This window comes from Allobosea sp. 10N428, from assembly GCF_056394545.1.
Genome location: NZ_JBFTIC010000008.1, coordinates 48,952 through 70,500, shown reverse-complemented (window position 1 = coordinate 70,500; position 21,549 = coordinate 48,952). Strand labels below are relative to the sequence as shown.

The 21,549-nt window shown below is 66.0% G+C and carries 16 protein-coding genes; 8 read left to right on the top strand and 8 right to left on the bottom strand.

Features of this window, described 5'->3' with window-relative positions; all coding sequences use genetic code 11:
* Nucleotide 1: 1 nt before the first annotated feature.
* The 4 genes from AC1DDA_RS21575 to AC1DDA_RS21560 all read right to left on the bottom strand — a co-directional run bounded on the left by AC1DDA_RS21575 (nt 2) and on the right by AC1DDA_RS21560 (nt 4,856).
* Complete coding sequence (locus AC1DDA_RS21575; RefSeq protein ID WP_476797318.1) at nt 2-1,201, bottom strand: amidohydrolase family protein; 1,200 nt, start codon at nt 1,199-1,201, stop codon at nt 2-4.
* A 26-nt stretch (nt 1,202-1,227) separates the two neighbouring features.
* Nucleotides 1,228-2,181, bottom strand: a complete 954-nt coding sequence (locus AC1DDA_RS21570; protein WP_476797317.1) for an ABC transporter permease — start codon at nt 2,179-2,181, stop codon at nt 1,228-1,230.
* The gene (locus AC1DDA_RS21565) at nt 2,171-3,163 is read right to left on the bottom strand and encodes an ABC transporter permease (protein WP_476797316.1); all 993 of its coding nucleotides are present in this window, start codon (nt 3,161-3,163) and stop codon (nt 2,171-2,173) included. Before AC1DDA_RS21565 ends, AC1DDA_RS21570 begins: the two co-directional genes overlap by 11 nt.
* A gap of 124 nt (nt 3,164-3,287) precedes the next feature.
* Nucleotides 3,288-4,856: an ABC transporter substrate-binding protein gene (locus tag AC1DDA_RS21560; protein ID WP_476797315.1), complete on the bottom strand. Its 1,569-nt coding sequence runs from the start codon at nt 4,854-4,856 to the stop codon at nt 3,288-3,290.
* A gap of 238 nt (nt 4,857-5,094) precedes the next feature.
* Between AC1DDA_RS21560 and AC1DDA_RS21555 the strand changes: the two genes are divergently transcribed.
* From AC1DDA_RS21555 to AC1DDA_RS21525, 7 genes are all read left to right on the top strand, one after another.
* Complete coding sequence (locus AC1DDA_RS21555) at nt 5,095-5,802, top strand: GntR family transcriptional regulator (RefSeq protein WP_441509372.1); 708 nt, start codon at nt 5,095-5,097, stop codon at nt 5,800-5,802.
* Nucleotides 5,799-6,497, top strand: coding sequence for a flavin reductase family protein (locus AC1DDA_RS21550; RefSeq protein ID WP_476797314.1), 699 nt, complete (start codon nt 5,799-5,801; stop codon nt 6,495-6,497). The genes AC1DDA_RS21555 and AC1DDA_RS21550 overlap by 4 nt, the downstream gene beginning before the upstream one ends.
* 310 nt (nt 6,498-6,807) lie before the next feature.
* Nucleotides 6,808-7,623, top strand: a complete 816-nt coding sequence (locus tag AC1DDA_RS21545) for an alpha/beta fold hydrolase (RefSeq protein WP_441509374.1) — start codon at nt 6,808-6,810, stop codon at nt 7,621-7,623.
* A gap of 99 nt (nt 7,624-7,722) precedes the next feature.
* Complete coding sequence (locus AC1DDA_RS21540; RefSeq protein WP_476797313.1) at nt 7,723-8,109, top strand: c-type cytochrome; 387 nt, start codon at nt 7,723-7,725, stop codon at nt 8,107-8,109.
* 82 nt (nt 8,110-8,191) lie between these two features.
* A complete protein-coding gene (gene nhaA, locus AC1DDA_RS21535; protein ID WP_476797312.1) occupies nt 8,192-9,388 on the top strand; it encodes a Na+/H+ antiporter NhaA in 1,197 nt (398 codons plus the stop codon).
* Nucleotides 9,389-9,516: 128 nt separating this feature from the next.
* Nucleotides 9,517-9,966 carry an NUDIX hydrolase gene (locus tag AC1DDA_RS21530; protein WP_441509377.1) on the top strand — a complete coding sequence of 150 codons (450 nt, stop codon included), beginning with the start codon at nt 9,517-9,519 and terminating at the stop codon, nt 9,964-9,966.
* Nucleotides 9,967-10,185: 219 nt separating this feature from the next.
* Complete coding sequence (locus tag AC1DDA_RS21525; protein ID WP_476797311.1) at nt 10,186-10,992, top strand: class I SAM-dependent methyltransferase; 807 nt, start codon at nt 10,186-10,188, stop codon at nt 10,990-10,992.
* 1,592 nt (nt 10,993-12,584) lie between these two features.
* Here AC1DDA_RS21525 and AC1DDA_RS21520 read toward each other — a convergent pair.
* Complete coding sequence (locus AC1DDA_RS21520) at nt 12,585-13,202, bottom strand: hypothetical protein (RefSeq protein ID WP_476797310.1); 618 nt, start codon at nt 13,200-13,202, stop codon at nt 12,585-12,587.
* A 419-nt stretch (nt 13,203-13,621) separates the two neighbouring features.
* The gene (gene uvrB, locus AC1DDA_RS21515) at nt 13,622-16,309 is read right to left on the bottom strand and encodes an excinuclease ABC subunit UvrB (protein WP_476797309.1); all 2,688 of its coding nucleotides are present in this window, start codon (nt 16,307-16,309) and stop codon (nt 13,622-13,624) included.
* 159 nt (nt 16,310-16,468) lie between these two features.
* Between uvrB and AC1DDA_RS21510 the strand changes: the two genes are divergently transcribed.
* The gene (locus AC1DDA_RS21510; RefSeq protein ID WP_476797308.1) at nt 16,469-19,864 is read left to right on the top strand and encodes a class I SAM-dependent DNA methyltransferase; all 3,396 of its coding nucleotides are present in this window, start codon (nt 16,469-16,471) and stop codon (nt 19,862-19,864) included.
* A gap of 6 nt (nt 19,865-19,870) precedes the next feature.
* Here the strand turns inward: AC1DDA_RS21510 and AC1DDA_RS21505 are convergent, their stop codons facing one another.
* Both AC1DDA_RS21505 and AC1DDA_RS21500 read right to left on the bottom strand, forming a co-directional pair.
* The gene (locus AC1DDA_RS21505) at nt 19,871-20,239 is read right to left on the bottom strand and encodes a hypothetical protein (protein ID WP_476797307.1); all 369 of its coding nucleotides are present in this window, start codon (nt 20,237-20,239) and stop codon (nt 19,871-19,873) included.
* 55 nt (nt 20,240-20,294) lie between these two features.
* Nucleotides 20,295-21,518 carry a TIGR03862 family flavoprotein gene (locus AC1DDA_RS21500; RefSeq protein ID WP_476797306.1) on the bottom strand — a complete coding sequence of 408 codons (1,224 nt, stop codon included), beginning with the start codon at nt 21,516-21,518 and terminating at the stop codon, nt 20,295-20,297.
* Between the last annotated feature and the right edge of the window lie 31 nt (nt 21,519-21,549).

The window sequence follows — 21,549 nt, the reverse complement described above, 5'->3', positions numbered from 1 at the left end:
CTCACGGGGCGGCCCTCACCGAGACGCCGTCGCGGGCGACGATGCGGCCGCGCTTGACGACGCGGCGCTTCGGCGAACGGGTGACGATCAGCTCCGCCAGCGTCTCGCCGGGCATGATGACGAAATCGGCGGCCTTGCCCTCGGCGAGACCGTAATCGGCGATCTCCATGACCTTGGCGCCCTCGGTCGTGCAGACGTCGAAGGCGAGCTTCAGCTCATCGTCACGGCGGAAATTGTTGCGCAGGCCGACAAACATGGCGCGCTCGACCATGTCGGCGTTGCCGTAGGGGCCCCAGGTGTCACGGATACCGTCCGAGCCGGAGCAGACCCGCACGCCGGCATCGAGCAGCTTCCTGACCGGCGGCGCGGCGCTGCGGGATGGAGCCGTCGTCATGATCGCGATGTCGAGTTCGGCAAGCTGCTCGATCAGCGGATCGACCAGGGCCATATCGGGCGAGCCGAGGCAGAAGGCGTGGCTGACCGTGACCTTGCCCTTCATGCCGAGCGCGCGGGTGCGCTCGATGATCAGGTCCATCGAGAAGGCGCCCATCTCGCCGGGCTCGTGCAGGTGGATGTCGAGCGGCTTGCCATAGGTCTGGCAGAGGTCGAAGACCGCATCGAGATGCCCCTTCGGGTCGCGGTCGATGCCGCAGGGGTCGAGACCGCCGACGATCTCGCAGCCCGCCTTCATCGCCTGATCCATCAGCTCCAGCGTGCCGGGGCGGCGCAGCAGGCCCGATTGCGGGAAGGCGACGAGCTCGATGTCGACGATGTCGCGATAGCCGTCGCGGGTCTTCATCAGGCCCTCGACGCCCCACTGCCCGTGCTCGGTGTCGATGTCGACATGGCTGCGGATATGGGTCGTGCCCATCAGCGAGGACTGGATCGCCTGCCGGGCCGACTGGCGCGCGGGATCGATGTCGAGGCGCTTCTTGCTCTCCCGCTCATTGTCGATCTTGTCGAGGAGCTTGGGGCCGACTTCGTTGACGTACCAGGACTGGCCCCAGAGGCTCTTGTCGAGATGGGTGTGCGCCTCGACGAGGCCGGGAATGACGATCTCGCCGCGGCCATCCTCGACCGCCGCGCCTGCGGGCGCGGCGATATCCTTCGCCATGCGGCTGATGCGGCCGTTCTCGACCAGGATATCGACCGCCGCTCCGGCGTTCGGGCGGACATTGCGGATCAGGAGGGAGGCAGTCATCGCAGGCGTATCCTCATGGTTTCTTGTCAGCGGAGTTTCGGGTTGAGCGCATCGCGCAGCCAATCGCCGAGCAGGTTGACCGAGAGCACGATCAGGCCGAGCTGCAGCGAGGGGAAAACGACGAGCCACCAGGAACCGGAGAACAGGTACTGGTTGCCGATGCGGATCAGCGTGCCCAGCGAGGGCTGGGTGATCGGCATGCCGACGCCCAGGAAGGACAAAGTCGCCTCCGAGAGGATGGCGAGGCCGAGATTGAGCGTGGCCGAGACGAGCACCGGCGTCATCGTGTTGGGCAGGATGTGGCGGCCCATGATCCGCGCCGCCGGCACGCGGATGATCCGGGCTGCCAGCACATATTCCTTGCGGCGCTCGACCATGGTCAGCGCGCGCACGGTGCGGGCGTATTGCACCCAGCTCGTCAGCGCGATCGAGAGCACCAGCACCACGGCGGCGAAGGGCTCGCGCAGCGCCGGCGGCAGCATCTCGCGGAAGATCGCGGAGACCAGGATCGCCATCAGCAGCGTCGGGATCGACAGCACGGTATCGCCGAGGCGCATCAGCAGGTTGTCGACGCGCCCGCCATAGAAGCCGGCGCAAAGCCCGATCGAGACGCCGATCAGCATCGAGACGACGACGGCGGAGAAACCGATGATCAGCGAGATGCGCGAGCCGTAGAGGATGGCGGAGAGCACGTCGCGGCCCTGCGGATCGGTGCCGAGCAGGAAGGGCCACTCGCCGCCCTCCTGCCAAATCGGCGGAATCTCCGCCTTGTCGATGAAGATCTGGGTGAGGTCGTAGGGGTTCTGCGGCGCGATCAGCGGCGCGAAGAGCGCGCTGAGCACGAGCAGCGACAGCACCAGTGCCGAGAGCCAGGCGACCGGGCTGTGGCAGAAGCTCCAACCGATGTCGCTGTCGAGGAAGCGGCGCAGGCGGCCGGGTTTCCTGGCGGTGTCAGCGGGCCGGGTCTTCTCAACGAGCATTGGCGCCTCCCGTGAGGGCGTCTTCGCGCAGGCGCGGATCGACCCAGGCATAGGTGAGGTCGACCAGCGTGTTGAGCGTGACGAAGATGAGGGAGACGACGATCAGATAGGCCGCCATCACCGGGATATCGACGAAGGTGACGGCCTGGACGAAGAGCATGCCCATGCCCGGCCACTGGAACACCGTCTCCGTGACCAGCGCGAAGGCGATGAGATTGCCGATCTGCAGGCCGGTGACGGTGATGACCGGCATCAGGCAGTTGCGCAGCGCGTGGCCGAAATGGATGGCGCGCGATGGCAGGCCGCGGGCCCGGGCGAAGCGGATGAAATCGGTGCGCATGGTCTCGAGCATCTCGGCGCGGACGAGGCGCATCACCAGCGTGATCTGGAAGAGCGAGAGCGTGATGCTGGGCAGGATCAGCGCCTTGCGTCCGGAAGCGGTGAGGAAGCCGGTGCTCCACCAGCCGATCTGGACGACCTCGCCGCGGCCGAAGGCCGGCAGCCATTGCAGCGAGACCGAGAAGACCAGGATGAAGAGGATGCCGAGCGCGAAGCTCGGCAGCGAAACACCCAGCACCGAGACGAATTCCAGCGCCCTGGCGAGAATGCTGTTTCGTCGGATGGCGGTATAGACGCCGAGCGGGATGCCTATGGCGAGCGACAGGAAGGTCGCGACGAGCACGAGCTCGAAGGTCGCCGGGAAGCGCTCCGAGATCAGCGTGAAGACGTCCTGCTGGTTGCGGTAGGAGATGCCGAAATCGCCGCGCGCGGCATTGCCGACAAAGGTTGCGAACTGCATCGCGAAGCCCTTATCGAGGCCGAGCCGGACGCGCAGCTCGTCGCGCTGCTGCTGGCTCGCCTGCTCGTTCAGCATCAGCTCGACGGGATCGCCGACGAAGCGGAAGATCAGGAAGGCGAGGAAGGCCACCGCCAGCATGACGCCGGCGGCGTTGAGCAGTCGCTTGAAGAGAAAGGCCGGCATGGAAAGCTCCTGCGTTCCGGCGTCATTCCCGGGCTTCGCAGAGCGAAGACCTGGGAATCTCAGGACGAGAGGCGCTGGTTTCCGAGATGGCCGGGTCAAGCCCGGCCATGACGTCGCGCCTGCCTCACTTCATCATGGTCAGCCAGAGGCGCGGCTTGTTGTCCGAGGCCTGCACGGTCGAGGCCACGGTCGAACGCATCGCCCAGGCCATCGGTTGCTGATGCAGCGGGATGAAGAGGTGTTCGGCCTTGGCGATCTTGAGCGCTTCCTTCATCAGCTCGATGCGCTTGGGCGTGTCGAGTTCGACACCGGCCTTGTCGATCAGCGCGTCGATGCGCGGATCGCCCCAGTTGCCCCAGTTGAAGACGCCGCCCGTGCCGCTCTTCGAGCGCATCACCTGCACCAGCAGCGAATAGGCGTCGATCATGGGCTCGTTGGCCCAGCCGAAGGAAATGACGTCGAAATCGCCCTTGACCCGTTTCGGCGCCTGCTGGCTGCGCGGCGCCATGCTGAGATTGGGTTTCAGGCCCGCGCGCGCCCACATCGAGGCGACCGCCTGACAGAACTCCTCCTCGTTGACGAGGGAGTCGCTCTGGCAGTTCAGCTGGAAGGAGAAGCCGTTGGGATAGCCGGCATCCGCCAGGAGCTTCTTGGCGCCGTTCAGGTCGAAGGGCAGGCGTTCGTCCTGCGAGGGCTCGTAGCCGGGGATCGCGGGAGCGACGAGCGCGCCGGTGTTGCGCGAGAGGCCGCGCATCGCCCGCTTCTGGACGGCGTCGATGTCGATGGCGCGGTAGAGCGCCTCGCGCACCTTGATGTCCTTGAAGGGGTTCTTGTCCTTCACGTCGCTCTCGAAGAGCTTGTCCGTCAGGTTGAAGGCAAAGAAGACAGAACGCAGCTCGTTGGTCTGCAGCACCTTGACGTCCGGGGAGGCGGACAGGCGCGGCAGGTCCTGCAGCGGGGCGACGTTGGTGAAGTCGATCTCGCCGGACAGCAGGGCCGCGACCCGCGTCGAGGACGAGGTGATCGGCGTGAACTCGATCTTGTCGATGTTGTGCTTCGGCTTGTCCCACCAGTTCGGGTTCTTCGCGAAGACGGTCTTGGAGTCGGCGCGGCGGCTTTCGACAAAGAACGGGCCGGTGCCGTTGGCGTTGTCGGTGGCATAGCCCTTCACGCCCTTGCCGGAATCGGTGGGGAGCAGCGAGTTGTTGGCCTCCATCCACTCCTTGTCGAAGATGAAGATGTTGGTGAGGTCGTTGAGCAGCAGCGGATAGGGGCCGTTGACCTCGATCTCGACGGTGTAGTCGTCGATCTTCTTCGAGGATTTATAGGCCGGCAAATTGCCCTTGAGCGGCGAATCCGGATGGGTGACGCGCGCCAGCGAGGCGATGACGTCATCGGCCGTGAAGGGATTGCCGTTGTGGAACTTGACGCCCTGGCGCAGCTTGAAGCGCCAGATCGTCGGCGACACCGTCTCCCACGACTCCGCCAGCGCCGGCTCGATCTTGAGGTCGCCGGTGTAGCGCACCAACCCCTCATAAACATGGTTCAGCACCGACAGGGTGAAGGTCTCACCGAAGGAGTAGGGATCGAGCGAGGCGATTTCGCGCGCCGACCCCCATTTCAGCGTCTTCGCCTCGGCGGCTCCCGTCAGGGCTAAAGCGGCAACGGCCGCCAGTAACCAGGCCTTCTTCATCCAACTCTCCCCTTTTGTGTTCGACCCCGCCGTAGCGGGCCCGGATCATCGTTGCCGCCTGTTTGGGCACCGTGGCGTTTTGATCGCCATCTCGTGTGCGATTATTGAACAAACTTGCATACGATGAAAATATCGTATTGTATGCAATTATTGAACACAAGCAGAAACTGGATCGGAGCCCACGATCGTGACATTGACGCCCCGGCAAATGGTCAGATCAGGACGAGGGAAAGCGGAGATGGGCGAGCGTCGTACGCCGGTTCTGCGGGCGGAATCCGTATACAGGGCGCTCCGGCGCGCGATCATCGAGCAGGCATTGAAGCCCGGCGTGAAGCTGCCGGAGGATTCGATCGGGGAGCAGCTCGGGGTCAGCCGCACGCTGGTGCGCGAGGCCTTCGGGCGCCTCGCCGTCGAAGGGCTGGTGGAGCTCAAGCCCAATCGCGGCGCCTCCGTCGCCTATCCGACTCTGGAAGAAGCGCGCGACGTCTTCGAGGTCCGGCGCGGGCTGGAGCGGCTGGTCGCGGAGAACTTGGCCGGGCGCCTGACGGCGTCCCAGGCGGCCGAGCTCGAAGCCCATGTCGAGCAGGAAGAGAAGGCGCATGAACAGGACGGGCCGGAATCGATCCGCCTCTCCGGCGAGTTCCACATCAAGCTCGCAACGATGACCGGCAATGCGCTGCTGCTGCGCTATGTCCAGGAAGCATCGTCGCGCTGCTCGCTGATCCTGGCCATTTACGGCCGCCCGCACTCCAGCGAATGCGCGGTCTCCGAACACCGCCAGTTGATCGAGGCCCTGCGCTCCGGCGATGCCGCCCGCGCCGCCGATCTCATGGACCACCATCTGCGCGCCGTCGTGACCCGCGCCTTGCTGACGCCACGCGTCGAGCGGGACATCCGCGACGTGCTCGCCCCCTACGCCCGCAGCGAAGGATTGACCCCATCGTGACCGCCCACCCGACCGGACAGCCGCGCGCCGAAACCGCCCCCGGCGTCGTCACCTTCGACTTCGCAGCGCTGACCCCGCGCGAGCGCTACAAGCTGCTGATAGGCGCCGTCGTGCCGCGCCCGATCGCGCTGGTGACCACGGTCGACGAGCACGGCACGGTCAATGCCGCCCCCTTCTCCTTCTTCAACTGCCTGTCCGCCGACCCGGCCATCCTCGCGCTCGGGGTCGAATACCGACCGACCGGCGCGCAGAAGGACACCGGCCGCAATGTCCGACAGACCCTGGCCTTCACCGTCAACATCGTCTCGGACGCGCTCCTGGAAGGCATGAATGTCTGCGCGGTGCCCTTCGAGCCCGGCGCCGACGAACTGGCCGAAGCCGGATTGACCGCGATGCCCGGCGTCAAGGTGCCCTGCCCGTGGATCGGACAGGCGCCGGCAGCCTTCGAATGCCGGCACCACACGACGCTCGGCATCGGCAATTCGCGCGAAATCATTCTCGGCGAGGTCGTCTACGCCCATTTCCGCGCCGACGCGGTCGATCCGCAGAAGCTCTATGTCGACCCGGCCGCGCTCGATGCCGTCGGACGCATGGGCGGACACGGCTACGCGACCACGCGCGACTATTTCGACCTGCCGACCATGTCCGTGACGACCTGGCGCGACGATCCGGCAGCGGCGAACCGGCGTCGCTGACACCTGTACGCCAACTCTCTTCTCCGCTCGGCGGAATGGCTTGCGGCGATAAGGCACAAAGCCATGCACTAGACGCAGGCCAATTAGTCTTTGGTCTATTCGACCTGCGCCAGAAACATCCCGCCCCCTGCGCTCAAGCCATGGCAGGTGCGGCCCTGATGCGCCATCCTCGCACGAACCGGTCCTATCGGCCAGATCAAGGCCGAACGACCGGCGGGTGGGCGACCTAAGCTTTCAGGGAGGATGGGGCCATGTCCGGGATCCTGCGCGCCAGGCGCAACAACGCATGCCGCCTTTCGCGAGGTGACGCATGACAGCTACCACCGAGATCACCGATTTCAAGGTCGAAACGCCCGACGGCGCGACGCTGCACGCCTTCAAGGAAGGACATGGGCAGCCGCTTCTTCTGGTCAGCGGCCTCAGCGGCACAGCCGCGTTCTGGAAAGACATCGCGACGACGCTGTCGCGCTCCTTTCAGGTCATCCGCTTCGATCAGCGCGGCATCGGCGCCAGCACGCGCGGCGATGCTCCCTGCGACATGGAACTCCTGGCCCGCGACAGCCTTGCCGTGCTCGACGCAGCCGGCGTTGGGCGCGCGGTGGTGCTCGGTCATTCCACCGGCGGCTGCATCGCCCAGATGATCGCCAAACTCGCGCCGGAGCGCGTGGACGGACTCATCCTCAGCGCAAGCTGGCTTGCCCCCAGCCGTTTCCTGAGCGCGCTGTTCGGGGCGCGCCTCGCAATCCTCGAGGCGGACCCCTACGCTTATGCCGCCATTTCGGTGCTCAGCGGCTATCAGCCGCGCTGGATCGAGCAGAATTGGCACGTCTATGACGATGCGCTGGAAGCGGCCCCGGTCAGCGAGCACGCGAAGATCGTGACCCGTGAGCGGCTCAACGCCCTCCTCGCCTTCGACGGCTCGGCCGATATCGGCTCGCTGCCGATGCCGATCCTGATCCTCGGCACGCGCGACGACATCGTCGTCCCCGTCTACCATCAGGAAGCGCTCGCTGCCGCTCTGCCCGGCTGCCGCCGGGCGATCATGGAGACCGGCGGGCATCTTTTCCCGGTGTCGCGGCCGGACGCCTTCACGGCGACCGTAGCGGAGTGGATCGGCGAGCTCTGAGGCCGGGGCTCTGAAGTCGCGTGGCGCGGCGAAATGGCCCATGCGACGCCGCGCGGCTTCGGGCTAAATGAGAACGCCTCCAAGTCGAAAGACCTGCCCATGCGCGCGATTCTCCCGAGCCTCCTCCTGATCCTGCCCTTTTTCGCGCAGCCTGCCGCAGCGCAGGACGCCGCTGCCGGCGAGCGATCCTTCAACAAATGCCGCGCCTGCCACCAGATCGGCGAAGGCGCGCGCAACCTCGTCGGCCCCGAGCTCAACGGCCTCATCGGACGGCATTCGGGCGCGGTCGAAGCCTACAGCTATTCGACCGCCAACAAGAGCTCCGGCCTGACCTGGGACGAGGCCACCTTCACCGACTACATCAAGGATCCCAGGGCCAAGATCCCCGGCACCAAGATGATCTTCGCGGGCATCAAGAACGAGAAGGAGATCAAGGATCTGATCGTCTTCCTCAAGCAGTTCGACAAGGACGGCAAGAAGCTCTGAAGCGCGCTGCGACGACAGCGAATTTGGCCTTCGGCGCCGGCCTGTCGTATCTCCTTCTGCCTGATCGACAGAGGAGAGCCTGATGGCCGGCCCCGCCCCCCGGACGAGACCCCTTTCCGCATTGCGGGACTTCCTGCGCAGCGAGGCCGCCGGCGGCATCATCCTGATGGCGGTCGCGGCGCTTGCGCTCGTCATCGCCAACTCGCCAGCGGCGCCGCTCTATTTCGGCGCGCTGAAGAGTTATGTGCTGGGCCTCTCCGTCCTGCACTGGATCAACGACGCGCTGATGGCGGTGTTCTTCCTGCTCGTCGGCCTCGAGATCAAGCGCGAGATGCTGGACGGCCAGCTTTCCAGCTGGGGGCGGCGGGTGCTGCCCGGCTTCGCTGCGCTCGGCGGCATGATCGCGCCGGCGCTGTTCTACCTCGCCTTCAATCTCGGCTCACCGGAAAGCCTGCGGGGCTGGGCGATCCCGACCGCGACCGACATCGCCTTCGCGCTCGGCGTGCTCTCGCTGCTCGGGCCGCGCGTGCCGGCCTCTCTCAAGGTCTTCCTGACGGCACTCGCCATCCTCGACGACCTCGGCGCGGTGATCATCATCGCGATCTTCTACACTGCCGAGCTGTCGGGCCTGTATCTCGGCCTCGCCGCGGCGACGCTTGTCGTCCTGACGGCGCTGAACCGCTTCGGCGTGACGCGGCTGGTGCCCTATCTCCTGCTCGGCGCGGCGCTCTGGTACTTCACCCTGAAGTCCGGCGTGCATGCGACGCTGGCGGGCGTCGCGCTGGCCTTGACCATCCCTCTGAAACCCTCCCCCGCCCGGCCCGATGACGCCGCATCGCCGCTGCACAAGCTCGAACACGGGCTGCACCCCTATGTCGCCTTCCTGGTCATCCCCGTCTTCGGCTTCGCCAATGCCGGCGTCTCCTTCAGCGGCCTCGGGCTCGGCACGCTCGCCGCGCCGGTGCCGCTCGGCATCATGCTCGGCCTGTTCCTCGGCAAGCAGGTCGGCGTCTTCGGCTTCGGCTGGCTGGCGATCCGCGCCGGCCTCGCCGATCTGCCGGCCCGCGCCTCCTGGCCGCAGTTCTATGGCATCGCCCTGCTCTGCGGCATCGGCTTCACCATGAGCCTCTTCATCGGCCTGCTCGCCTTCCCGGATTCCGAGGCGCTCCAAAACCAGACGAAGATCGGTGTCCTGGCCGGCTCGCTGCTCTCCGGCATCGGCGGCTGGCTGCTGCTAAGGCTTTGTCCGGGCGAGGTTATGCACAAGAAGCAAGGCTGATCTGTTCACCTTTTTGGCAGAACGCCTCTTCCATTTTCGCGCAGCGATGCAATATTTATTCGCTCCGGCAGCCATTCCCGATTCGTAGCCGGAGCGAGCCCGCAACCAGTGAGGAGCGTCCAGAGCCGATGAAGAAGGCCAAGCGGAAACCGGGGGAGAAGCGGTCGCAGATCGCCGCCATGCCGATCCGCCACGCTGCCGACGGCTCGCGGGAGATTCTGCTCGTCACCTCGCGCACGACGCGCCGGTGGATCGTGCCTAAGGGCTGGCCCATGAAGGGCTTGAAGGATCATGACGCGGCCGCCCGCGAGGCCTTCGAGGAGGCCGGCGTCGTCGGCCGCATCAGCAGCGAGCCGGCGGGGCGCTACAATTACTGGAAGCGCATGAGCGACCATTTCGTGCTCTGCGAGGTCAATCTCTATCTGCTCGAGGTCGAGGAGCAGTTCGAGAACTTCTCCGAGCAGCATCAGCGCGACCTGCACTGGTTCAAGCTGGCCGACGCCGCCGATCTCGTCGACGAGCCGGAGCTCAGCACGGCCATCCGCAAGCTGGAACGCCTGCCCGCTTTGGCGGCGTGAGGCCGCCTGTCGATGCATGAGCGCAGCCGCGTCCACCTCGAATACGATATATCGTTCTGATGGCACAGCTCGCGAATAAGTTGAAGCCAATAAAAAGCGGAAACCAATTCGTGTAGATTCCGTCGAGGCATCGCCGCTTGCGCGCTGCAACACATCTTCAACTGGCAGAATCTGCCCAAATGACGTAAAGTCAGCCTTTCCGGACCAAAGGGCCAAAGAATGCCCGACCAGACTCGCCATGACGCATGGCAGGCCGGCGAGAATTACGATCGCTATATGGGGCGCTGGAGCCGCGAGCTCGCGCCTCTTTTCGTCGATTGGCTCAACCCCCTGCCCGGCTTCGAATGGCTCGATGTCGGCTGCGGCACCGGCGCGCTGACCGAGGCGCTGCTCGGCGGCGCCGTGCCGGTCAGCATCATCGGGATCGACCCCTCGGAGGGGCTCCTGGCACTGGCGCGCGAGCGCATCACCAACTGGCGCGTCAGCTTCCGGCAGGGCAGCGCCGAGGCGCTGCCGGTCGAGACCGCGAGCTGCGACGCCGTCGGCTCGGCGCTGATGCTCAACTTCGTGCCCGACCGGGCGAGGGCGCTGGCCGAGATGCGCCGCGCCGTGCGGCCGGGCGGGCTCGTCAGCTTCTATGTCTGGGACTATCCGGGCGGCGCTCCACAATTCGTGCGCGCCTTCTGGACCGCGGCGACGGCGCTCGACCCGCAGGCGACGGACCTGGCCGTGGACAGGCGCTTCCCGTACTGCACGGCCGAGGGGCTGACCGAGCTCGCCGCCGCCGCCGGGCTGATCGACATCGCCTGCGAGGCGATGTCGGTGCCGACGCTGTTCCGCAGCTTCGACGATTTCTGGCAGCCCTTCACGCTCGGCACCGGCCCGGCGCCCGGCTATTGTGCGAATCTGTCACTGGCCGCGCGCGAGCAGCTGCGGCAGCGGCTGCGCGAAAGCCTGCCCTTCGCCTCCGACGGCACGATCCCGCTGGAGGCACGCGCCTGGGCGGTGCAAGGCATCTCCCCCTGAGGGGACCGCACGTGGACCACCATGCGCCCGACCGGACGCGCTGGCGGCGATCGATGTATTTGTTGTCGCATCACGCCCGGGCCTCCCTCCCGTCTCACGCCCGGGCTTGCCGCTCGCGTCATGCCCGGGCTTGACCCGGCCATCTCCGGACAAGGAGTCTCCCGCAGGCTGTTCCGGGCTGAGATTCCCGGGCCTCCCTCCGGTCGCCCGAGAATGACGCGCGTGTTTTCACCCGCCCACGCTTCCGCGCGGGCGTTCGCTAACGAGGGGCAGCGGAGCGCCGCGAGGCGCGTGGGTATCGGGCCGCTTCCGTTGAGCCAGGATGCGGCGCGGAAGGATTGAGCCACCTTCCGCACGCCCCGTGGCGCTCCGCTTGCCGGCGATTTGAAAGCCACGGGCCGCGCTTATCCGGCCGGGGTCTCCTCGTGCCCGACGCTTCGCGGATCAGTTCGGCTCATCGCCTCGTCATCCGCTCCGCGTCAAAGCTGGACGCCCCCAACCTTCCAGCGAGCTCCTCGCACAGGGGCCGTAGTACCCCCAGGGCGGTGCCCCGCAGCCTCCCGAGTCCGGGGTGCAAACCCGGCCGCAGGGCGCCGCCCCCACCCCGCCATGCAGCATGCCTCCGGATGGCCGCCCCTCGGGGTGAGGTGGGCCGAGGATAGGGCGAATTGGGAAGGCGGGGACAAGTTTCGTGCGGGGACCGCGACACCGGAGGGGACGGTCACCGCCGGAGGATAGGCGATGGCGCCTCCGCCGTCATGGCCGGGCTCGTCCCGACCATCCACGTCTTTGCCATGGCTGAGCGAGGCATTCCCGATGGGGGCGCCCGTCATCAACGTCGCAAGACGTGGATGCTCGGCACAAGGCCGAGCATGACGGCAGAGCGCATGAACCGCGACGCCATCCTTCTCCCGAATGGGAGAAGGTGGCGCGGAGCGCCGGATGAGGGTGTGCGGTTGCCGGAGAAGGCGCAGCGGCTCCGTTGCGCTCAGGTAATCAGCGGCGGTCCCTCACCCCTGCCACTCTCACTGATCTCGGGCTTGCCCGAGATCAGCACTTCAAGTGGCGAAGTCGGCAACAGCCGACTTCGCTGCGGGAGAGGGGTTCCCCGCTCTTCGCTTCATCGCGCGCATCGAGCAGGAAGCGTCCGAGATCGCGCGAGGCGTAGACGAAGGTGGAGGGGACGGTCATGGCGGGAGGATGGGCGATGGCGCCACCGCCGTCATGGTCGGGCTCGTCCCGACCATCCACGTCTTGGCCATGGCTTCGCCGACCATCCCGACGAGGCCGCCCGCCATCAACGTCGCAAGACGTGGATGCTCGGCACAAGGCCGAGCATGACGGCAGAGCGCATGAACCGCGACGCTATCCTTCTCCCGGATGGGAGAAGATGGCGCGGAGCGCCGGATGAGGGTGTGCGCTATCCGTAGAAGGCGCAGCGGCGCCGTTGCAGCTTGACGATCTGCGGCAGGCCCTGCCCCCCGCCCTGCTTCCATCCGGGAGAGGGGTTCCCCGCAGATTTCGTTACCGCGCTTGGCAGATACGAAACGCTCGAAATCGCGCGAGCCGATGGCAAACTAAACTACGTGCGATCAAACAATATCGGGATAAATCTCCTCCAAATATCTTATTCTTCTTCTCATATTATCATAATCAGCATCTGAAAAAGTAGGATAATCTCGGTTATATTCGTGATTAGCCTTCTCTATTTGTTCAATAAGATAYTTATGCTCTACCTTTGCGTCTTGTGGAGCGACATATCCAGATGACTCGTGAGAAACATCTGCAAGCCAATAACCGTGCTTTGGAATCCTTACAATCTCGTCCTTCATCCGCCACAGCATCGTTGATAGAACCATTTCAGGGTCCGCCCCCTCAAGAACCACGCCGCGCTTAAGCAAAGCGTTGTAGAGAGCACTACGTCCCATCGGCTCGCCTCTGCTCCGCAGGATTTCTCGCGCAACCTCCACAACAGCTTCTTTCGGAGGATTCTTCGCTCGCGGCTTTGTTTCGTCAGACGAAGTTGCTCTCGTATCCGGGCTATCCACAACGGTGGCTGCGGGCGCACCTGCGAATTCCGCCCAGTCTCGAAGAAAGCTATCGACGCGACCAATCTCTCGGCGAAGCTCGTCAAGCCTTTGTTGTATCTGATTTATTTCCGCGGCGAGTTGGTCGCGCCTTGCCATCGCGTTCTTGTAGGCCGCGTCCATTCCGATGGTCCCCATTCGTTCCATACAGCGCTACATACGAAAACGCGCTCACGCAAGGAAAACCCGCTTGTATGTCCTGAATGCATCCGCTATGGTTTCTAAGCGGCCAGAAACCGCAAAGGCCTCGGTGAGTTCCGAGGCCTCCGTGACTGCGGCATAGCCGGCGATGGACGCCGAGCGGAAGGAGAGTGACGGTGCGAAACCGTCTCGGGCACGGACGGCTGGTCCCCGTTCGTTACCCATTGCTCTTGTTAACGAATCTCAGCGGCGGGGTTTAGGCCCCGCCGTTTTTATTTTTTAGCATACCCACCGGGGTAACACAAGGATTGACAGATGACAGATCGCATCTCCGTTTAGCCATTCACGCCAGCCAGATACCAGCATCTCATAACATACACACAGTTAGCGTATCTATCGATCTACCTCCGTCGCCTTCTCTCCCCCGCCCCCTTCGGCCGCGATTCCGGCACCGGGCCCATCTCGTCCAGGGTCGGCTTGCGGGCGCGTGAGCTGCCGGTGAGCAGCGGGTTCGGCTTCTCGCCGGCTTTCGGCTTGCCCTCGCCGCCGCCGAAATTATGCGGGCCCATGTCGGCGTCCGTCGGTTTCCGGGCGCGGGTCGGCGGCAGGTTGGCGCTGGAGCCGTAAGAGCGCTCGCCCTTGTACTTGCCGGCGGAGGCCTCGACATCGCTCTGGCGGGCGAGCGGGTCGTCCGAGATCGCCAGCTCCGTCGCCTGCAGGCGCTTGATCTCGTCGCGCAGACGCGCGGCGGTCTCGAATTCGAGATCGGCCGCGGCCTCGCGCATGCGCTTCTCGAGATCGGCGATCGCGGCCTTGAGGTTGTGGCCCGAGGCCGGCGCCACCAGCCCCTTGTCGACCGTGACATGGTCGCGCTCATAGACCGAGCCGAGGATGTCGCCGATGGCGCGCTTGATCGTCTGCGGCGTGATGCCGTTGGCCTCGTTATAGGCGACCTGCTTCTCGCGGCGCCGATTGGTCTCCGCCATCGCCCGCTCCATCGAGCCGGTGATGTGATCGGCATAGAGAATGACCTTGCCGTCGACATTGCGGGCGGCGCGGCCGATGGTCTGGATCAGCGAGGTCTCGGAGCGCAGGAAGCCCTCCTTGTCGGCGTCGAGGATGGCGACGAAGCCGCATTCGGGGATGTCGAGGCCCTCGCGCAGCAGGTTGATGCCGACGAGGACATCGAACGCGCCCAGCCTGAGATCGCGGAGAATCTCGATGCGCTCGATCGTGTCGATGTCCGAGTGCATGTAGCGCACGCGAATACCGTTCTCGTGCAGGTATTCGGTCAGGTCCTCGGCCATGCGCTTGGTCAGCACGGTGACGAGGGTGCGGTAGCCGCTCGAAGTGACCTCCTTGACCTCGTCGAGGAGGTCCGCGACCTGATGCTTGGCCGGGCGGATCTCGACCGGCGGATCGATCAAACCTGTCGGGCGGATGACCTGCTCGGTGAAGACGCCGCCGGTCTGGTCCATCTCCCAGCCGCCGGGCGTGGCCGAGACATGCACCGACTGGGGCCGCATCGCGTCCCATTCCTCGAAGCGCAGCGGCCGGTTGTCCATGCAGGAGGGCAGGCGGAAGCCGTATTCGGCCAGCGTCGCCTTGCGGCGGAAGTCGCCCTTGTACATCGCGCCGATCTGCGGGACCGAGACATGGCTCTCGTCGGTGAAGACCAGCGCGTTGTCGGGCAGGTATTCGAACAGGGTCGGCGGCGGCTCGCCCGGCTTGCGGCCGGTGAGATAGCGCGAATAGTTCTCGATGCCGTTGCAGGAGCCGGTGGCCTCGATCATCTCGATGTCGAAGGTGCAGCGCTGGTCGAGCCGCTGCGCCTCCAGATAGCGGCCCATGCGGTTGAGCTCGTCGAGGCGGGCCTTCAGCTCCTGCTTGATCGACTTGACCGCTTGCGTCAGCGTCGGGCGCGGCGTGGTGTAGTGCGAATTGCCGTAGACCTTGATGAATTCGAGCTCGCCGGTCTTCTGGCCGGTGAGCGGGTCGAACTCGCTGATGCTCTCGACCTCGTCGCCGAACAGGCCGATGCGCCAGGCCCGGTCCTCATAGTGCGCCGGGAACAGCTCGATGACGTCGCCGCGCACGCGGAAGGTGCCGCGGGCGAAATCGCCGAGCGTGCGCTTGTATTGCAGGGCAACGAGATCGGCGATGAGCTGGCGCTGCTCGATGCGCTCGCCGAGCTTCACCGAGAAGGTCATGGCCGTATAGGTCTCGACCGAGCCGATACCGTAGATGCAGGAGACGGAGGCGACGATGATCACATCGTCGCGTTCGAGCAGGGAGCGCGTCGCGGCGTGGCGCATCCGGTCGATCTGCTCGTTGATCGAGGATTCCTTCTCGATATAGGTGTCCGAGCGCGGAACATAGGCCTCCGGCTGGTAATAGTCGTAATAGGAGACGAAGTACTCGACCGCGTTGTCGGGGAAGAAGCTTTTGAATTCCCCGTAAAGCTGCGCCGCCAGCGTCTTGTTCGGCGCGAGCACCAGCGCCGGGCGCTGCGTCTCCTCGATCACCTTGGCCATGGTGAAGGTCTTGCCCGAGCCGGTGACGCCGAGCAGCACCTGGTCGCGCTCCTGCCGGCGGATGCCGTCGACGAGATCGGCGATCGCGGTCGGCTGGTCGCCGGACGGGGAGAACTCCGACTTCATCGTGAAGGCGATGCCGCCTTCCGACTTCTCGGGGCGCGGCGGGCGATGCGGCGTCCAGGCCTTGCCCGGATCGATAAAGGGACTGCCTGTTTCGAGCAGATGCTGCAGCGAGGTTGCGGTCGCGGCCGCCGCCCCCTCGGCGCCGGCGAAAGCGGAATCGGCCTTCTTCGACAGCTTCTTCTTCGGCCGGGTGTCGCCATCGCCGGGGCGGGCCTCGGCCTCATAGCCGGCCTGCGGCTGGTCACTGAAGCCAGAGGCGCCGCCAGGCACCGCCGTGCCGCGGTTGATCGCGGGGTTCAGCAGATCGGCGAGATAGCCTTCGAGCGGCTTCAGCTCCGGCTTCGACGCCTTCGAATTCGGCGTGCGGGCGCTCGACGGCTTCTTCGCGGCTTTCGGCTTGGTGGTCGTGCTGTCGGGGCTTTTCGGCATGGCCGCAATATGGGGCGGAACGGCTGCGGATGCGAGAGGGCGCGGCGCCTCGCCAGCGCGATTGGTGACAGGAGTTGACAGGGGTCCGTCTTGCTATTTTAAGTTGTATATAATTGACATTACCAACCAGCAGGACGTGCCGTATTGAGGAGTAGGTCCGTGCCGGCGGGCGATGAAATCGAGACCTTCATCGCCCGCTGGCGGGTTTCGGAGGGAGCGGAGCGCGCCGCCTATGCGCAGTTCCTTAGCGAGCTCTGCCGGCTGATCGGCGTCGAGCCGCCGCAGCCGCCGACCAGCGATACCGACGCTGTGACCTATCGCTTCGAATATCCCGTGCGCTTTCCCGATGGGCAGGGCGGCCACAGCACGGCGCGCATCGATCTTTACCGAAAGGGCGCCTTCGTCCTCGAAGCCAAGCAGAGCCGGCTTAAGGGGCAAGCGAAGGAGATATTGCCGGCACAGGGCGCCCTGCCCTTCGCGGAGCCGGCGGGACCGCGCGGCCGGCGCGGCGCCGATCGCGCCTGGGACGTGCTGATGCTCAACGCCAGGCGCCAGGCGGAGGACTATGCCAAGGCCCTGCCGGCCCCGCATGGCTGGCCGCCCTTCCTGATCGTCTGCGACGTCGGCCACTGCTTCGAGTTCTACGCCGACTTCACCGGGCATGGTAAGAACTACGTCCAGTTCCCGGACCGGCAGAGCTACCGCGTCTATCTCGACGATCTGCGCGACGAGGCCGTGCGTCGCCGCCTCGCGATGATCTGGACCGAGCCGCTTTCGCTCGACCCGACCCGCCACGCCGCGCGCGTCACCCGCGCCATCGCCGAGAGGCTGGCGGCCGTCTCCAAGGCGTTGGAGCGCGAACATGACCCCGAGGAGGTCGCGCTCTTCCTGATGCGCTGCCTGTTCACGATGTTCGCCGAGGATGTCGGACTGATCCGCAAGGACGCCTTCAAGACATTGCTGCGCGATTGTCGCGACGACCCCGCCTCCTTCCTGCCGCTGGTATCGGAGCTGTGGCAGGCGATGGACAAGGGCTCCTACTCGACCTCGGTACGCGAGCGGATGAAGCGCTTCAACGGCAAGCTTTACGAGGACGCCAAGGTCTACCCGCTCGGGCGCGAGGAGATCGGCGAATTGCTCGCCGCCGCCGAGCATGACTGGAAGGAGGTCGAGCCCGCGATCTTCGGCACGCTGCTGGAGCAGGCGCTCGACGAGAAGGAGCGCGCCCGGCTGGGCGCGCATTACACGCCGCGGGCCTATGTCGAGCGGCTTGTCGTCGAAACGGTGATCGGGCCATTGCGCGAAGACTGGCGGGCGGTGCTCGCCGCCGCCCAGCAGGCGCGCGATGGCGGCGACGCGAACAAGGCCCTGGCGTTGGTCGAGAGCTTTCACGAAGCCCTGTGCCGAACGTGCGTGCTCGATCCGGCCTGCGGAACCGGGAACTTTCTGCACGTCGCTCAGGAGCTGATGAAGAAGCTCGAAGGCGAGGTGCTCGACGCCGCAAGTGAGCTCGGCAGTGCCGAAACGCTCGGCGGCTTTGCGCGACATGCGGTAGGTCCGCACCAGTTCCTCGGCATGGAGATCAATCGCCGCGCTGTCGCCATTGCCGATCTCGTGCTTTGGATCGGTCATCTGCAATGGCATTTCCGCACGCGCGGCTTCGCTCCCAAGGAACCGATCCTCGAAAAGCTCAATCACATCCACAAGCGCGACGCCGTTCTGTCGTGGGACGACTGGCCGATCCCGGGCTGGCGCAATGGCAAGGAGTTCCTGCCGAATCCGCGCCGTCCGGAATGGCCGGAGAGCGAGTTCATCGTCGGCAACCCGCCTTTCATCGGCGGCAAGGATCTGCGCGGCCGACTCACCGACGTCTATGCGGAGGCGCTGTGGGCGGTGCATCCGCAGATGAACGAGAGCGCCGATTTCGTGATGTATTGGTGGGACCGGGCCGCCGAGCGGCTGACTCGGCCGGACACCAAACTGCGGCGTTTCGGCTTCGTCACCACCAACTCGATCACGCAGCTCTTCCAGCGCCGCACGATCGAGCGGCATCTGGCGGCGCGACGGCCGCTCTCGCTGGTCATGGCGATCCCCGACCACCCCTGGACCAAGGCCGGCAAGGACACCGCCGCGGTGCGGATCGCGATGACGGTGGCGCAGGCGGGGCGGCATGATGGAAGGCTTTGCGAGGTCACGTCCGAGGCGGCGCTCGACACCGACCAGCCTCATATCGAATTGCGCGCATGCGAGGGGCGGATCAACGCCGATCTGACGGTCGGCACCGATACCAGCCAGGCCATGGGCCTGCAGGCCAATGCAGGGCTGAGCTCCCGCGGGATGATGCTGTTCGGCAAGGGGTTCATCGTGTCGCCTCAACAGGCGGAAGCGCTCGGCCTCGGACGCAGGGCAGGCCTGGAGGAGCACATCCGCCTCTATCGCAACGGCCGCGACCTGATGGCTCGCCCGCGAGGCGCGATGGCCATCGATCTCTATGGGCTGCGGCCCGACCATGTCCGGGAACAATACCCGGAGGTCTATCAGCATCTGCTCCGGACCGTGAAGGTCGAGCGGGACCGCAACAGGGATGCCGATATCAGGGCACGATGGTGGCTCTTCGGACGGACGCGCGATGAAATCCGCCCCGTCCTCGCGCCACTTCAGCGCTATATCGCCACGGTCGAGAACGCCAAGCACCGGGTTTTCCAGTTCCTCGACGCGTCGATCCTGCCCGACAACATGCTGGTCGCGGTGGCTCTCTCCGACGCGTTCCATCTCGGCGTGCTATCCTCGCGCATCCACGTCACCTGGTGCCTGGCGCAGGGCGCGACCCTGGAAGATCGCCCGCGCTACTCGAAATCCCGCTGCTTCGACCCCTTCCCTCTTCCCGATGCGGCGGAGCTTCAGAAGGAAGCCATCCGCCGACCTGCGGAGAAACTGGACGCGCTGCGCAAACAGGTGCTGGCCGATCACCCCGATCTCACCCTGACCAAGCTCTACAATGTGCGCGAGGCGATCCGCGCCGGCCGCGCCCTGACGACGGCCGAGGCCGATATCCGCGACCGCGGGCTTGTGCTGATCCTCGACGAGCATCACGACGCCATCGATGCCGCGGTCGCCGCTGCCTATGGCTGGCCGGCCGATCTGACCGCCGAAGAGGTACTGACGCGGCTCGTCGCCCTGAACCGGCGGCGCCTTCAGGAAGAGGCGCGTGGCATGGTGCGCTGGCTGAGACCGGACTATCAGCGCCCGCGCTTCGGCGATGCCGGCCGGGGCGGCGAGCAGATCGAGGCGGAAGGGCTGGCTGCAGCGCTGCCGGTTGGCACGCAGCGACCGCTCTTCCCGCTCGATCCGGTGGAGAGGGTCGCCCGCTTACTGTCGGTTCTCGTCTATGCGCCGACAGCGCTCGACGCTGCCGCAATCGCCGCGCGCTTCCGGCAGGGCCGCAAGGTCGAGCGCGCAATCCGCTGCATCCTGGTGTCGCTGGCCCGCGTCGGCGAAATCTCGACTGTCGATGGCGGGCGCCGCTTCGCGCGCCGCCTGAGCGCCACGGGATGAGCGGGCTCAGGCTGGCTTCTGCCCGTGTCCTTCAGCCCGGTCGAGTTCCGCCTGCTTGCGCTCGCACCAGACGCGGCCCTCGTCGCCGCCCCAGAGCAGCCAGGCGATCCAGCCGGGCGAGGGATTGTCCTTGTCGCCGAAGCCCTTGGCCTGGCAGTCGACGGCGTGGCGAGCGAAATAGCTCACCATGCGACGCACGGTTTCCTCGCTCAGGGGCCTGCGATGACTGAGATCGCGGGCGCGCGCGACGCCGATCTGCGTGCCGCCGCGGTTAAACTTCTGGCGCAATCTCAGACCTTTCGCAGCCGCCTTGGCGACGGTTTCAGGCGGCGTGAGGTCGACATGCTGCATCGCAGCCGCTCCCCTCATGATCATCGCACGACACTCCCCTCCTTCGGTCTGGAAACAACGCCGAGGGGCAGGCAGAGGTTCAACGGGTGCGGCCTTCCTCCTGGAGCCAAGTTGCGATTCCGGCGGCAGCAGCGACGCCGGTCGCAAAGCTCGCCTGCAGCAGATAGCCGCCGGTCGGGGCCTCCCAGTCGAGCATCTCGCCGGCGGCGAAGACGCCCGGCAGGCGCTTCAGCATGAAGCCGGCATCGAGCTCGTTATGAACGATCCCGCCGGCCGTCGAGATGGCGCGTGCGATCGGCATCGGCGCGTCGAGGCGCAGCGGCACGGCCTTGATCAGCGATGCCAAACCCTCGGGTTCAGTCGGCAGTGCGTTACCGGTCGACTCGCGCAGGAGCGCTGCGGCGACGGGCGAAAGCCCCCCGGCCTTGCGCAGGTGGTTGCTCAGCGTCTCGCCCTTGCGGCGCTTCGCCAGGCGCATGGCAAGATCGCCCATCGCAAGATCGGGCCGCAGGTCGATCGCGATCCCAGCCGCGCCGTCGCGCAGGATCGCCTCGCGGATCGGCGCCGAGAGCGCGTAGATCGCGCCGCCCTCGATGCCATCAGCATCGATCATCGCCTCGCCAGAGGCTGCCTCGCCGCCGAAACGGATCACGATGCGCTTGAGGGGATGGCCGGCGAAGCGCTCCTTCATCAATGGCGACCAGGCGACCGCGAAGCCGCCATTTGCCGGCCGGAGCGCCGAGACAGCGACGCCGCGCTCGGCCAGCAAAGGCACCCAGCCGCCATCGGAGCCGAGCCGCGGCCAGCTCGCGCCGCCCAGCGCCAGCAAAGCCGCATCGGGGCGAACAAGCTCCATTTCGCCGCTCGCAAGGCGAAAGTTCAGGGCGCCATCCACGCCCCAGCCGGTCCAGAGCCGGCCCGACGCGAGCGTCACGCCTAACGCTTCGAGACGCCGTAGCCAGGCGCGCAGCAGCGGCGAGGCCTTCATCGCGCGCGGAAAGACGCGGCCGCTCGAACCGACGAAGGTCTCGGCGCCGAGCGCATCGGCCCAGTCGCGCAGGGCCTGCGGCGGGAAGGCGCGCAGCGCCGGCTCCAGCCAGCCCTGCGTCTCGCGATAGCGGCTGAGAAAGGCGTCGAACGGCTCGGAATGGGTGAGGTTCAGGCCGCCGCGCCCGGCGAGCAGGAGCTTGCGGGCCGGGGAGGCCATGCGCTCATAAATCGTGACGCGATGCCCGGCCTCGGCCAGCCGCTCGGCGGCGATCAGTCCGGCAGGGCCGGCGCCGATGATGGCGATGTCGGGCATGGGCTCTCGCATCCTGAGGCATCATCCCGGA

Bases quoted from the DNA above. Each gene is read 5' to 3' on its own strand.
- AC1DDA_RS21560 (WP_476797315.1), bottom strand. From the start codon at position 4,856: ATGAAGAAGGCCTGGTTACTGGCGGCCGTTGCCGCTTTAGCCCTGACG.
- uvrB (WP_476797309.1), bottom strand. From the start codon at position 16,309: ATGCCGAAAAGCCCCGACAGCACGACCACCAAGCCGAAAGCCGCGAAG.
- AC1DDA_RS21545 (WP_441509374.1), top strand. From the start codon at position 6,808: ATGACAGCTACCACCGAGATCACCGATTTCAAGGTCGAAACGCCCGAC.
- AC1DDA_RS21575 (WP_476797318.1), bottom strand. From the start codon at position 1,201: ATGACTGCCTCCCTCCTGATCCGCAATGTCCGCCCGAACGCCGGAGCG.
- AC1DDA_RS21570 (WP_476797317.1), bottom strand. From the start codon at position 2,181: ATGCTCGTTGAGAAGACCCGGCCCGCTGACACCGCCAGGAAACCCGGC.
- AC1DDA_RS21525 (WP_476797311.1), top strand. From the start codon at position 10,186: ATGCCCGACCAGACTCGCCATGACGCATGGCAGGCCGGCGAGAATTAC.
- AC1DDA_RS21500 (WP_476797306.1), bottom strand. From the start codon at position 21,518: ATGCCCGACATCGCCATCATCGGCGCCGGCCCTGCCGGACTGATCGCC.
- AC1DDA_RS21530 (WP_441509377.1), top strand. From the start codon at position 9,517: ATGAAGAAGGCCAAGCGGAAACCGGGGGAGAAGCGGTCGCAGATCGCC.
- AC1DDA_RS21565 (WP_476797316.1), bottom strand. From the start codon at position 3,163: ATGCCGGCCTTTCTCTTCAAGCGACTGCTCAACGCCGCCGGCGTCATG.
- AC1DDA_RS21505 (WP_476797307.1), bottom strand. From the start codon at position 20,239: ATGATCATGAGGGGAGCGGCTGCGATGCAGCATGTCGACCTCACGCCG.
- AC1DDA_RS21555 (WP_441509372.1), top strand. From the start codon at position 5,095: ATGGGCGAGCGTCGTACGCCGGTTCTGCGGGCGGAATCCGTATACAGG.
- nhaA (WP_476797312.1), top strand. From the start codon at position 8,192: ATGGCCGGCCCCGCCCCCCGGACGAGACCCCTTTCCGCATTGCGGGAC.
- AC1DDA_RS21540 (WP_476797313.1), top strand. From the start codon at position 7,723: ATGCGCGCGATTCTCCCGAGCCTCCTCCTGATCCTGCCCTTTTTCGCG.